Raw genomic sequence first — 12,720 nt, forward strand, 5'->3', positions numbered from 1 at the left:
ACATGAGTGCTGAAACTGTAGAAAATGCGATTGCGAAAAAGCCCGCTGAGGCTTTCCTCTCAAAACGTCGAAAAAAATTAGTCTCTGATCCTTTGGTGGATGAAAACCCAATTACCATTCAGGTACTGGGTATTTGTTCAGCCTTGGCGGTAACTACCCAGATGAAACCAACTTTGGTCATGTCTATCTCGGTAATTTTCGTGATAGTGATGTCCAACTTGGTGATTTCTCTGATGAGAAATACTATTCCAAGTCGGGTGAGAATTATCGTACAACTTGCTGTTGTCGCCACCTTGGTGACTTTGGTAAGTGAAGTATTGAAAGCCTTTGCTTACGACATGTACAAAGAACTTTCTGTTTTCGTAGGTCTGATTATCACCAACTGTATCGTAATGGGTAGACTTGAAGCTTTTGCTTTAGGTAATAAGCCTTATGATTCAGTTTTGGATGGTTTTGGTTCTGCATTGGGTTATTCTTGGATCATCCTTACTGTAGCGTTCTTCAGAGAGCTATGGGGATCAGGAGCTGTCTTCGGGATTCCAATCTTTGAATATGTGTCTGGAATATTCGGTCCAGATTTCAAATTGGCTACTAACGGCCTGATGGTCTCTCCAGTGGGTGCATTTATCATCCTAGGATTGATTATATGGGTACAGCGTACCAAAACAGGATATGTCGAACACTAAAACAAGCTGAAGAAATGGATTTATTTAATTTAGGTATTCGGTCGATTTTTATCGACAACATGGTTTTCGCTTACTTCCTTGGAATGTGTTCTTTTTTGGCTGTTTCCAAAAAAGTAAGTACAGCAATTGGTCTTGGTGCAGCAGTTATCTTCGTATTGACGGTGACGGTTCCAGTGAACTGGGTGCTGAACGAGTATGTATTGAAAGAAGGTGCTTTGTCTTGGGTAAGTGATAGTTTGGCTACTATCGATCTTTCATTCTTGAGATTCATCATGTTTATTGCGATCATCGCTGCGATGGTACAGCTGGTGGAAATGATAGTAGAAAAGTTTGCGCCTGCACTTTACGGTGCCTTGGGTATCTTCCTTCCTTTGATCGCTGTAAACTGCGCGATCCTTGGTGGATCACTATTCATGGCTCAGAGAGATTATACTTTAGCTGAATCCACTGTCTATGGCTTTGGATCAGGAACTGGTTTCTGTCTTGCAATTGTTGCTTTGGCTGCTATCCGTGAGAAATTGAAATATTCTAATGTGCCAAATGGCTTGAAAGGCTTGGGTATTACCATGCTCTTGACAGGTTTGATGGGAATGGCATTCATGTCCTTTATGGGTATTGATTTGTAATCACATTAGGTGTAAGCATATAATTAAAAGCTCTGGGATGATTTCTCAGAGCTTTTGTTTTTAGCGGTTATTGATTTTCGTCAATTACCTAGTAACTTTTGTTCAGCAAACTTATTAAACCAATAAACCTAACTCTTATGAAAACCCTATTATCGATTTGCTGTTTTTTAGCACTTAGCTTTTCAGTTTCCGCGCAAGGTGCTGACTGGATAGAGCTATTCAATGGTAAAAATTTGGATGGTTGGAAAATATCTGAAAACTCTCAATCCTTTCAGGTAGAAGATGGCACGATCAAGGTCGCCGGCCCACGTGGACATGCTTTCTATAATGGCGATGTCGCTAATCATGACTTCAACAACTTTGAGGTGATTGCTGAAGTGAAAACCATGCCTGGAGCTAATTCAGGCATTTTTATACATACCCAATACCAAGAAGATGGCTGGCCAAGTATAGGTTATGAAATCCAGGTGAATCAGAGCCATTCTGACTGGAGAAAGACTGGTAGTGTGTATTCTTTTCAAGATGTGAAAGATGTCTATGTGAAGGATGGAGAATGGTACACTGAGCATATCATTGTTGAAGGCGATGTAGTCACTGTGAAAATCAATGGAGAAACTATCAATGTGTACGATCAGTCCAAAGATGAAAAACGTAAAGGAGACCTTGGTACCAAAAAAGTAGACCATGGAACTATCGCACTACAAGCTCACGATCCTAAATCCGTGATTTATTACAGAAGTGTAAAAGTGAAGATTCTCCCAGATTGATAATTTGTCTTAATTCTTTGAATTAGAATTTAAATCCTGATTAATATTGAATGTTAATTAGGATTTTCCATTTACAGCTATGGCATTTACATACAAACGCATCATTTCGTATTTCCTCAGAGGGCTGCTATTCATCACTCCGGTAGCAGTCACGCTTTATATTATTTACCAGACGATTCTTTTTCTGGATAATCTGATTCCAGCACCGATTCCTGGAATAGGGATTTTGATGGTGATTGGCTTGATTACTTTTGTAGGATATCTGGCAAGTCTGTTTTTCGCCAGACCTATTTTTGAATGGTTTGAGCGTGGGCTGATCAAGATCCCCTTGGTCAATCTGATCTACACAAGTATCAAGGATCTGATGGGAGCCTTTGTGGGAGACAAAAAGAAGTTCTCCTCACCTGTCAAGGTTCAGCTTAGCGACACCTTTATCAGATTGGGCTTTATTACCCAAGAGGATATGTCCATCGTCGGTGAGCCAGCCATGGTAGCCGTTTATTTCCCACATAGCTACAACGTATCTGGAAATGTGTTCTTGGTGCCAAAAGATAAAGTAACCCCTCTAATAGGCGTCAAAAGCTCTGATGTAATGAAGTTTATGGTATCGGGAGGAGTTTCCCCTCTTACCTGATTAAGGCTTATGATACTTCACAAAAGCAAGCCATTCGCCGTCGGGTGACCAGCTGTGTACATTGATCGTCCCTTGACCACCGTAGAAGACTTCTGTGAGGTCTCTGACATCTTTGGTTTCTACATCTAACAAACGAAGCTTGACGTCCTTCCCAAAAGGATGAGAGCCTTTTTGATCTTCTAAATAGGAAATGATTACTGCTGATTTATTATCCGGAGATGGATGGGGAAACCAATTATCTAAGGAGTCATTAGTCAGTTGCTCGGCGCCAGTTCCATCAGGCTTCATACGATAAGCCTGCATTCTTCCTGTGCGGTTTGAATTGAAATAGATCCATTTGCCATCATAGGAATACTCTGGGCCATCATCAAGCCCTTCTGCATCTGTCAATCTTTTTTCAGCTCCGCCAGCTGTAGGAATGGAGTAAATATCCCAAAGCCCATCTCGCTCCGCACAGTAAACCAAAGTCTTCCCGTCTGGACTGATTCCATGCCAATAGCTTGGATGATTTGGGGTGATTAACTTGAGTTCGCCACCTGCAAGCGGCATGGTATAAATACGAGAGCTTAGGTCTCCATCACTTTTACTGATCACTAGAAGTTCTCCATCGAAACTTATTCCATGATCATTATTTGCTCGGGATATTTTATCAGGCTGAATTTGCCCTATTTTATTTCCATCCAAGCCCACCTTCTCCAGAAACCCTCCAGAATTGATCAGTAAGTATTTCCCATCTCGCGACCAATTTGGTGCTTCGAAATGCCTGACTTCTTTTAAGATTGTCTTCTGTTCTCCAGTTTTTACATGGAGGATTACTAGCTCGCTCGTAGTTCCTTCAGGGGCTTGTTGCGCATAGAGCGAAATAGAAGTAAATAGGAAGAGTACTGAGCAAAAGATCTTTAGGTTTTGCATGATTGGGTTTGCTTGTTTCTCAATAAGATAAGAAACTGAAAGTAAACTTATTGCATAACTTCCACCAGCTGCTCATTTCTTTCTATGAATCGACCAATTTCCCAAATAACCTGGTTTTGCTGTTCCATAGAATCTTCAAACCAATCCTTATTTTCAGGATCTACCGCAAGCATTAGCCCGCCGCTGGTCTGAGGATCACAGAGTTTGACTAGGTCCATTCCTACCACACCTTTGGTTTTGGCGCTGTAAGCATTCCAGTTGCGGTAAGTATTATCAGGGAAAATAAACTGATTGATGTATTCCTGGACCCCAGCGATCATAGGAAGCTTATGTAGATCTATTTCAGCGGAAAGACCTGATCCCTCGCACATTTCTATCAAGTGACCGAGTAAGCCAAAACCAGTCACATCAGTCATCGCATGAACTTCCTCATGATTGCCGATGATTTCCCCAATGGAATTCAATCTACAAGCCGTATCAAGTAAGTTTAGGTAATCTTTATCTGAGATCTTCTGACGTTTTAGTGCTGTAGCCAAGACACCCACACCAAGAGGTTTGGTTAGGTAAATGATATCACCAGCCTTCGCTCCATTGTTAGTTTTGATCTTGTGCGGATGCACAATACCATTAACGGAAAGTCCAAAAATGGGGTCCTTGGCAGCGATGGAATGTCCACCAGCCAACTCGATTCCCGCAGCTGTACAAATAGTCTTTGCGCCTTCCATTACTTTGGCTGCAAGTTCTGGTGAAAGTTTTTCCACTGGCCAGCTTAAAATGGCATTAGCGAAAATCGGTTTCCCTCCCATGGCATAGACATCTGAAAGGGCATTTGCAGCTGCGATTCTTCCAAAGTCAAAGGGATCATCTACGATTGGAGTGAAAAAATCGACTGTATTGATCACAGCGATATCTTCAGAAACTTGGTAAACTGCAGCATCATCCTTTCCTGAGTTGCCCACCAATAAGTTTGGATCAGTTTGCGTAAAAGAGCCACTTGAACTTAGAATTTGTTCTAAAATTGCTGGTGCTATTTTGCAACCACAGCCGGAGCCTTCACTCCATTCAGTCAGTCGGGTTGGTATGTTTTCCATGGAATTTGGTTTTTGCATCGAGTAATTTTTTGATGGATGTGTCTGGATCTATTCCGGTAAGATCTAATTGGATGGTTTTGCCTGCACTATGCTTATCCAAGTCGAAACTGTAAGCCTTGTCGTAGTAGATCAGCATGTTTGAGATCCAGTCGGCGTGATTGCCTTCTACAATAGCTTCTATTGCTTGGGAAGTTCTTAGCCCACCCAGACGTTTTTTGAGTCGCAATACTGCCAGGATTAATTCATCAGCAGGCAAAATCGCATATTCTTCAGCGATCAAGTCAATTCGTTCTTTCAGGGATTTTTGTATGTCTATGAGCGGAGCGGATAGCATCTGCGCATAAAATTCTTGGGGTAAAATCGTTCGCCCTATTTTTTTGCTTTCGTTTTCTACCCAGATTGACTGCTTGCCATCAAGCCTTCGTAAGTCTTCTGCAAATAGGTTTTCGAACTGCTCCACCGTGGGCTGGGCAGGCTGACCAATTGATCCAAAAGATGAGCCTTTGTGATTTGCCAATCCTTCCAGATCTATGATTTGCTCCCCTGATTCTTGGAGTTTCTGTAGCAATCTGGTTTTACCAGTTCCTGTTTTTCCTCCCAAGACAATGAGATTCCAGTCTTTTCGGACCAGTTCAAAAGTATAAGTTCTGTAGGTTTTGTAACCGCCTTTGAGGCGATACACCTCAAAACCTACCATGCTGAGTAGCCAAGATAAAATCTGAGATCGCATTCCTCCTCGCCAGCAGTAGATGATGATTTTTTTGTCCGGGAATTTCTTGAGGGTCTCTCTGAGAATTAAGTGAAATCTAGGACCAACTAATTCGAAGCCTTTGATGGTTGCTTCTTCAGAACCTTTTTCTTTATAAAGTGTGCCAACTACTATTCGTTCTGAGTTATTCAGAATTGGGATGTTGATCGCCCCTGGGATATGGCTCTGAGCAAATTCTCCTTCACTACGTGCATCGATCATTGGGTACTGATCCCGCAAACTCCAAAACTCATCTAAAGAAATTAATTGCTCTGCCATAAAGTTTGAAGATAAAAAAAGCCGCAAGGAATTCCTTGCGGCTCTGACTGTAATATAGCCAACTAATTAAAGTTGCGCGTCTAATTTTTGAGATAAAACAGATTTTGGAACTGCTCCAACTTGCTTATCTACGATTTCGCCACCTTTGAAGAACAGGAGTGTAGGGATTGATCTGATTCCGAATGCTTGTGCTACAGCTGGATTTGCATCCACATCTACTTTGCCTACGACAGCTTTGCCATCATAATCTCCAGCTAGTTCTTCTACCACTGGACCGATCATTTTACATGGACCACACCATTCTGCCCAAAAATCCACTAGGATTGGCTGCTCAGATTTGATGATTTCTTCAAAGTTTGCGTCAGTAATTTCTATTGCTTTTGACATTGTATGTTTGGTTTTTGATTTCGAGATTTCAAATATATGAGCAAAAGCCAATAGCGTATTAATAAGTTCCGAGGGATTAAATTTTTTTATCTATGAGGGATAGGCGAAAGCGATGTTGACCAATAGTTGTCTTATTCTGATAATTCAATTCCCTAAGCCTGGATATATCTAAAGCAAGCAGCAAAATCAGCTTTGTGAGCTTATCGCATATCGCACTTAAAACATCCAACTTATTTCATCAAATCACCCGATACACCACCTCTGGGATTTCTTTCAGTTCTTTGATCATTTCTGCACTTGGATCAATTGAGAACTTTTTGGAGAAAAGCTCCAAAGCAATATTTTCTTTGCGATCTACCACATCAAAATACAGCTTGGCATCTCCCTTATACTTCTCAGTGATTGCCTGTAGTTTCTCCATCAAATCCAGAGAAAGATTATCTAGATCAATATTGACGCGCAGACCCTTCACCATTTTTCCACGGATCTCATCTAATAGGGTAATGCTTCCAATCTTAAATTCAAGCTCATTCTCTGCCCATCTCTTTGAAGCTACAGCTCCGCAAATAAACAAGAACCAGCCAGGCATAAAGTACTCTTTGAACTTCACGTAATCGTCTCCAAACAAGAAGAAAGTAAAAGCTCCTTGATAATCTTCCACGGTGAGGGTGCCAAAAGGCTTTCCATTTTTGGTGGTGCGATGTGCAAAAGTGGACACTGATCCAGCCAGCTTGATATCACTCTTGGAACGTAGACTTTCGAGATCATTCAGATCAGGCAAAACAGCATTGGTAAATGACTCGATCTCTAATCTAAATTGATCAAGCGGATGCCCAGAAATATAGAGACCAACGACTTCTTTTTCGATGTTCAACTGCTGCAATTGGGTGAAAGGCTCCATCGGTGCAATAGAAGGAAGCGGAACTTCCATGTTGCCATCTCCTCCTCCAAACAGGCTAACTTGATTACTTTCCTCTTCCTGCTTCACCTTCTGTGCGTACTTGGTTGCCTTCTCTATTAGATTCAAGTCTCCGTCTGCTGCCTCCAGATATTGCCTTCTGTGATGCTCTGGGAAACAATCAAATCCGCCAGCCATTGCCAGAGCTTCCATGGTTTTCTTGTTTAGCGCTTTGGAACTGACACGCTTCGCAAATTCGAAAATGTTCTTGTAAGGGCCATTTTTCTCCCGCTCTTCGATGATTGCATCTACAGCGGCCGAACCGGCACCTTTGATAGCAGCCATTCCAAATCGTATTTCTCCGGCTGCATTCACTGTGAAACCATTATTGGATTCATTCACATCTGGACCTAATACGGGAATATTTGCTCGCTTGCACTCTTCCATGAAAAATGTCACCTGTGAGATGTCATTCATGTTGTTACTTAAAACAGAAGCAAGGTATTCCGCAGGATAATGTGCTTTCAGATAAGCCGTCTGATAAGCAATCCAAGCATAGCAAGTTGAGTGGGATTTGTTAAATGCGTAAGATGCAAAAGCTTCCCAGTCAGTCCAGATCTTGGAGAGCTTCTTAGCATCATGGCCTTTGGCGGAAGCCTGTTCGATGAATTGTGGTTTCATCTTATCCAGTACATCCTTTTGCTTTTTACCCATTGCCTTACGCAACACATCCGCTTCACCTTTGGTGAATCCTGCGAGTTTTTGCGATAGAAGCATCACTTGCTCTTGATAAACGGTGATACCGTAAGTTTCCTCCAAGTACTCTTTCATGTCGTCCAGATCGTAATCGATCGGCTCGGTGCCATGTTTTCTCTTAATAAAGGAAGGAATATAAGCCAATGGACCTGGTCTATACAAAGCATTCATGGCAATCAAATCAGCAAAAACTGTTGGTTTCAGCTCACGCATGTATTTCTGCATTCCAGCAGATTCATACTGGAAAATGCCGACTGTCTCGCCACGTTGGAAAAGCTCATAGGTAGTCTCATCATCAATCGGGAAATGCTCCGGATCCAGTTGGATACCATGCCTTTCCTTGACGATTTTGACAGCATCCTTGATTAGAGTCAGTGTTTTAAGACCCAAAAAGTCCATCTTCAACAGACCTGCTGATTCCACTACGGAGTTGTCAAACTGCGTGCACACCATGTCAGAATCCTTGGCCAATGCAACAGGAACATAGTTGGTGATATCAGCAGGAGTGATGATGACTCCACATGCGTGAATACCCAGGTTACGCACAGATCCCTCCAGCATAGTTGCCTGTTTGATAGTTTTAGCAGACTCATCTTGACCTTTCGAGATCTTGATGAGTTCATCCGCCTTAGCAATCAATTCACCCTGTCCTTTCAGTTTATCTGAAAGCGCTGCTCGATTTCCTGCTAAGCCAAAAAGCGCTTTCAATTTGATGTCAGGAACCAAATTAGCCAATCTTCCAGCCTCTGCCAGGGGAAGGTTCAGCACTCTTGCAGTATCTCGAATGGCAGATTTAGCTGCCATCGTGCCGTAGGTGATGATCTGGGCTACCTGATTAGAACCATACTTTTTGATTACATAATCAATCACGCTTTGGCGTCCTTCATCGTCAAAGTCAATATCAATATCGGGAAGTGAAACTCGATCCGGATTTAGGAACCTCTCAAATAGGAGGTTGTATGCGATTGGATCAATATTGGTGATACTCGTACAATAGGCAACAGCAGAACCTGCCGCAGACCCACGACCTGGGCCTACAGAAACTCCCATTTTCCTAGCCTCAACAATGAAATCCTGTACGATCAAGAAATAACCTGGATATCCGGTGTTTTGAATAGTAGCGAGCTCAAAATCTAGTCGCTCTTCAATTTCTGGAGTGATTTCCTTGTAGCGTTTCTTAGCTCCTTCATAGGTGAGGTGTCGCAGGAAAGCATTTTCTCCACGCTTACCACCATCAACTTCATCTTCGGCATGTTTGAATTCTTCAGGAATTTCAAATGCCGGAAGGAGTACTTCTCTGGCTAGTTTATATACTTCAATTTTCTCAGTAATCTCATTCGTACACTCGATGGCCTCTGGCAAATCCGCGAAGAGCTTTTTCATCTCATCGGGAGTTTTGATGTAGAATTCATCATTTGGAAAGCCGTAGCGAAATTCGCGTCCACGCTTGCCGATGTACTTTTTAGGTTTGTCGTACAACTCACCATCCTTTACGCAAAGCAAGACATCATGCGCCTTTGCATCTTCCTTCTCCATGTAGTAGGAATTGTTTGCTGCAAAGTATTTAACATCGTATTTGGTAGCAAACTCTAGCAGTACTTCATTTACTTTTTCTTCCTCGGGAACTCCGTGGCGATTTAGCTCCACATAGAAGTCTTCTCCAAACTGCTCCTTGTACCAGACAAAGGCTTCCTCAGCTTGGGTTTCGCCTACATTCAAAATCAGGAATGGAATCTCTCCCCAAAGTCCGCCAGTCGTAGCGATAAGATCGCCTTTATACTGCACCAAAAGTTCTTTGTCGATACGGGGTAAATAATAGAAACCCTCAATATTGGCATAGGAAGCCAGTTTTGCCAGATTATGATAACCAGCTTTATTTTTTGCTAAGAGGACAGTCTGATAGCCATCATCCTTGTTTGACTTGTTTTTTCGATCTCGACAGAGGTTGAATTCGCAACCCAAAATCGGTTTTATATCTTTTCCAATCGCTTCTTTCACGAAGTGGAAAGCTCCCATCATATTGCCGTGATCTGTCATCGCAATGGCAGGCATACCCAATTCTTTTGCGCGAGCGATCATAGCTGGAATCTCGCAAGTAGCCTGAAGCACAGAGTACTGAGAATGTACATGTAGGTGTGTGAATGGGATGTCGGTCAGATCCGAGATGTCAGCTTTTCCAGCTTGTTTCAGTACATCCTTTGCTGCAGCTTTCTGCGTGTCTTTTGCTTGTGCAAAGTTGGCTTCCTCCAGTTTTGGCGCTTCGTAGATTACTTCTTGAATCGTAATTCCAGCTTCTGGAGCCTGCACTCCTTGCGTGATTAGTCCAAAGAAACAGCGAGCAGTAGCATCCACATCATAGGCAGCATCGTGAGCATCGCCGAAGCCTTTCCCGAAGAGTTTTTGGTGGAGTTCTGTAAGTGTAGGCCATTTGAATTTTCCTCCTCGGCCACCTGGAAGCGCACAGAAATCGGTTGAGATGTCCTTAGTATCCAGCTGATCTGCAGTCAGAGGCATCGTCGCTTTCGCTCGGTAATATTCGGAACCTGTTACGTTGACATCAAATTCCACATTGTGTCCTACCAAGTAGGTGGCTTTCTGAACATCCCCTTCGAATATTCCGAGAATCTGCTTTAGGTCATGACCTTCGGCTAGGGCTCTCTTGGTAGAGATCCCGTGGACTTTCTCAGCATTGTAAGGAATGGTAAAGCCCTCCGGCTTGATGATGTAATTGTGGTTGGAAAGCAGATTTCCCTTAGCATCATGCAGTTGCCATGCGAGTTGGACTAGCCTTGGCCAGTTGTCCACATCAGACATGGGGGCATTGTAATCGCGGGGAAGGCCGGTGGTCTCGGTATCAAAAATTAAATACATACAGCTTGGGGAATTGAGACTTCAAATTAGGGTTAATCTGGGAAAGGAGACAAGCGAAGCGGAGGTAATTGTCGGAGAAATTTTAGTGTATATTGGATTTTTAGTTTAACAACCCGTTTATAAGGTATTTTCGCCAAAAAAAAACAATAGGCCCATTCATCGCTAACTTACCTAAGTTAATCGAAATGTTGAGGTAGGTTTAAGAACACTAAAAATTATTTATTATCAAAAAGTTATTTTTGATTTTCGCTATATTTGGTGGTGTTAGTTTATTTTCCGCACATGCAGTGGAAGAGGATCCTGTTTGTCCTACTTTGCCCGTCGGGACTATCGCGATTATAGGTAAATGTGAGCCAATAGTAATTATGGGGATAACAAATGGCTACTGTAATACTATGGCTGTAGGGTTAGGTGATTGTGCGGTTGAAGCTCCGCCAATTGAACCTGAACCTTAATCTAACTGGGGGGTAAAAGCGTTTTTTTACCCCCTTCTTTTTTACTTGATCATATTCTATGAATAGATATTCCGTATTTATCATCTCAATAATTTGCTTTTTTATTGGGTGCAATAGCAAAATTAATAATAAGAATTTGTCCTTAGATCTTGAAAAAGAAGATGTAATCATTTTTCCCTTAGATTCCATGACTTCTTATTTCAACCACTTTCAAGTTGTTGAACAGGGTGACAGAAATCTGCTATATATGTTGACCCAATTTAACAATAGGTTTGTGGTATATGATATTGAAACGCAGGAATTGGTTAAATCATTTGAATTTGAAAATGATCAGAGAAATCCGATTTCTATAGGAGAAATTCCTCCTTCGGGATTTTCATATGTAAATCCGGATACTATTATATTGTATGATTTTTATAAGCAACAGATTTATATTGGGAATGAAAATGGAGAGAAAGATTTGTTAATAAATCTGATGAGAAAATTTCCTTCTGAAAGAGATAATTGGGGTTCAGCTTACCAAAGTGCAGAACCTATATTGATTAATGATTCTATTCTTTCCATCACAGCTTCTGTTTTTACAGGTAATGAACCTTTTCATAAGGATCAAAAATCGGATTTGTATATTAATTTGAATTCAAAAGAAGTTTGGAAAGAAAATGTATTTCCTGAAGAGTACTTGTCAGGTAATTATTATTCAAATACTAGGCTTCGTCCAACAAGAGCACAGGATAAACAAAGAGGATTAATGTATTACAATTATCTAAATGCAGATTCTATTTATATTCTGGACATCAAGTCTGGAGATCGGACTGCATTTTATGCAAGTCATATAGATAAGCTTCCATCGATTGAGACTAGTAGTATTGATGAATTTAGAACTTTTGCAGATGGATTTGATAGTCAAAGAATATATAATAATTCACAGGGTACCTTTGTGTCAGTATTTTACAATCCTTTTAAGAATCAGATTATCAGGTTAGGCTATCCTGGTATAGTAGATTTCAATAATCAGGACTTTAAAGATGGATTTTACAAAGATGAAAAAACTCTAAGTTTTTATGATGCAGGGAGTTATGAGTTCCTAGGGAATGTAAGTATTGAAGGGCTAGGCTATGATTTCATGTTTTTCGATGAAAATAGTTTCTATGTAGCCCAAATAGAAAATAATAAATCTGAAGACGAACTTGTCTTCACGAAATTTAAGTATCCTGATTTTTAGTTTAGCTCTTTGCTTAATTAGCTGTAATTCAAAGGGGAGTTTTGAAAGAAACACGCTAATAGTTCCTCAAATAGGATGTACAACTTGTGTGAAAATAGGGAAAGAATTGGCAGCTAAAAATCCGAATAACCCTTGCTTGGATATAGTATTTACTAAAATTCAAAGTTACAAAAGCCTTAAAATCGAGATGGGTTATGATTTCTTTGACTTGGCTAATGTGTATGTAGATTCTATAGAGTCATTTTCTGATATTGTTTCTTCATTTCCAGTATTAATTTTGAATGATTCAATACTGGAAATCAATGCCTATTATCTTTCAAAAACAGATTCTTTGACTGAGGTTTTACAGCAGTGTGATCATTGAGTAGAAGGGATGGGAGTTTGGAAA

Annotated in this window: 11 protein-coding genes; 6 read left to right on the top strand and 5 right to left on the bottom strand. The window is 41.1% G+C overall.

Annotation, left to right across the window (positions count from 1 at the left end; translation table 11 throughout):
- The first annotated feature begins 2 nt into the window (after positions 1–2).
- From LV85_RS08625 to LV85_RS08640, 4 genes are all read left to right on the top strand, one after another.
- Positions 3–686, top strand: coding sequence for an NADH:ubiquinone reductase (Na(+)-transporting) subunit D (locus tag LV85_RS08625; RefSeq protein WP_111318336.1), 684 nt, complete (start codon positions 3–5; stop codon positions 684–686).
- A gap of 14 nt (positions 687–700) precedes the next feature.
- Entirely contained in the window at positions 701–1,312 is a 612-nt protein-coding gene (gene nqrE, locus LV85_RS08630) for an NADH:ubiquinone reductase (Na(+)-transporting) subunit E (protein WP_111318454.1), read from the top strand.
- Between the two features lie 137 nt (positions 1,313–1,449).
- On the top strand, positions 1,450–2,079 hold the full coding sequence (locus tag LV85_RS08635; RefSeq protein ID WP_111318338.1) for a 3-keto-disaccharide hydrolase: 630 nt from the start codon (positions 1,450–1,452) through the stop codon (positions 2,077–2,079).
- A 79-nt stretch (positions 2,080–2,158) separates the two neighbouring features.
- Complete coding sequence (locus tag LV85_RS08640) at positions 2,159–2,713, top strand: DUF502 domain-containing protein (protein ID WP_111318340.1); 555 nt, start codon at positions 2,159–2,161, stop codon at positions 2,711–2,713.
- On the opposite strand, the gene LV85_RS08645 is transcribed toward LV85_RS08640, so the two are convergent.
- The 5 genes from LV85_RS08645 to dnaE form a co-directional block, all read right to left on the bottom strand.
- Complete coding sequence (locus LV85_RS08645; RefSeq protein WP_111318342.1) at positions 2,714–3,625, bottom strand: TolB family protein; 912 nt, start codon at positions 3,623–3,625, stop codon at positions 2,714–2,716.
- A gap of 47 nt (positions 3,626–3,672) precedes the next feature.
- A complete protein-coding gene (gene selD, locus LV85_RS08650) occupies positions 3,673–4,716 on the bottom strand; it encodes a selenide, water dikinase SelD (protein ID WP_111318344.1) in 1,044 nt (347 codons plus the stop codon).
- Positions 4,688–5,743: a tRNA 2-selenouridine(34) synthase MnmH gene (gene mnmH / locus LV85_RS08655; RefSeq protein ID WP_111318346.1), complete on the bottom strand. Its 1,056-nt coding sequence runs from the start codon at positions 5,741–5,743 to the stop codon at positions 4,688–4,690. Before mnmH ends, selD begins: the two co-directional genes overlap by 29 nt.
- Positions 5,744–5,809: 66 nt before the next feature.
- Positions 5,810–6,130, bottom strand: a complete 321-nt coding sequence (gene trxA / locus LV85_RS08660) for a thioredoxin (protein WP_111318348.1) — start codon at positions 6,128–6,130, stop codon at positions 5,810–5,812.
- A gap of 238 nt (positions 6,131–6,368) precedes the next feature.
- Positions 6,369–10,655, bottom strand: coding sequence for a DNA polymerase III subunit alpha (gene dnaE, locus LV85_RS08665; RefSeq protein WP_111318350.1), 4,287 nt, complete (start codon positions 10,653–10,655; stop codon positions 6,369–6,371).
- A 702-nt stretch (positions 10,656–11,357) separates the two neighbouring features.
- Here dnaE and LV85_RS08675 point away from each other — a divergent pair.
- On the top strand, positions 11,358–12,332 hold the full coding sequence (locus LV85_RS08675; protein WP_146260452.1) for a hypothetical protein: 975 nt from the start codon (positions 11,358–11,360) through the stop codon (positions 12,330–12,332).
- An 88-nt stretch (positions 12,333–12,420) separates the two neighbouring features.
- Positions 12,421–12,696 carry a hypothetical protein gene (locus tag LV85_RS08680; RefSeq protein WP_111318356.1) on the top strand — a complete coding sequence of 92 codons (276 nt, stop codon included), beginning with the start codon at positions 12,421–12,423 and terminating at the stop codon, positions 12,694–12,696.
- Positions 12,697–12,720 lie beyond the last annotated feature (24 nt).

Origin of the sequence: Algoriphagus chordae, assembly GCF_003254055.1 — a bacterium.
GTDB lineage: Bacteria > Bacteroidota > Bacteroidia > Cytophagales > Cyclobacteriaceae > Algoriphagus > Algoriphagus chordae.

Excerpts from the sequence above, each read along its gene's own strand:
- LV85_RS08625 (WP_111318336.1), top strand. The coding sequence starts at position 3 with ATGAGTGCTGAAACTGTAGAAAATGCGATTGCGAAAAAGCCCGCTGAG.
- nqrE (WP_111318454.1), top strand. The coding sequence starts at position 701 with ATGGATTTATTTAATTTAGGTATTCGGTCGATTTTTATCGACAACATG.
- LV85_RS08635 (WP_111318338.1), top strand. The coding sequence starts at position 1,450 with ATGAAAACCCTATTATCGATTTGCTGTTTTTTAGCACTTAGCTTTTCA.
- LV85_RS08640 (WP_111318340.1), top strand. The coding sequence starts at position 2,159 with ATGGCATTTACATACAAACGCATCATTTCGTATTTCCTCAGAGGGCTG.
- LV85_RS08645 (WP_111318342.1), bottom strand. The coding sequence starts at position 3,625 with ATGCAAAACCTAAAGATCTTTTGCTCAGTACTCTTCCTATTTACTTCT.
- selD (WP_111318344.1), bottom strand. The coding sequence starts at position 4,716 with ATGGAAAACATACCAACCCGACTGACTGAATGGAGTGAAGGCTCCGGC.
- mnmH (WP_111318346.1), bottom strand. The coding sequence starts at position 5,743 with ATGGCAGAGCAATTAATTTCTTTAGATGAGTTTTGGAGTTTGCGGGAT.
- trxA (WP_111318348.1), bottom strand. The coding sequence starts at position 6,130 with ATGTCAAAAGCAATAGAAATTACTGACGCAAACTTTGAAGAAATCATC.
- dnaE (WP_111318350.1), bottom strand. The coding sequence starts at position 10,655 with ATGTATTTAATTTTTGATACCGAGACCACCGGCCTTCCCCGCGATTAC.
- LV85_RS08675 (WP_146260452.1), top strand. The coding sequence starts at position 11,358 with ATGTTGACCCAATTTAACAATAGGTTTGTGGTATATGATATTGAAACG.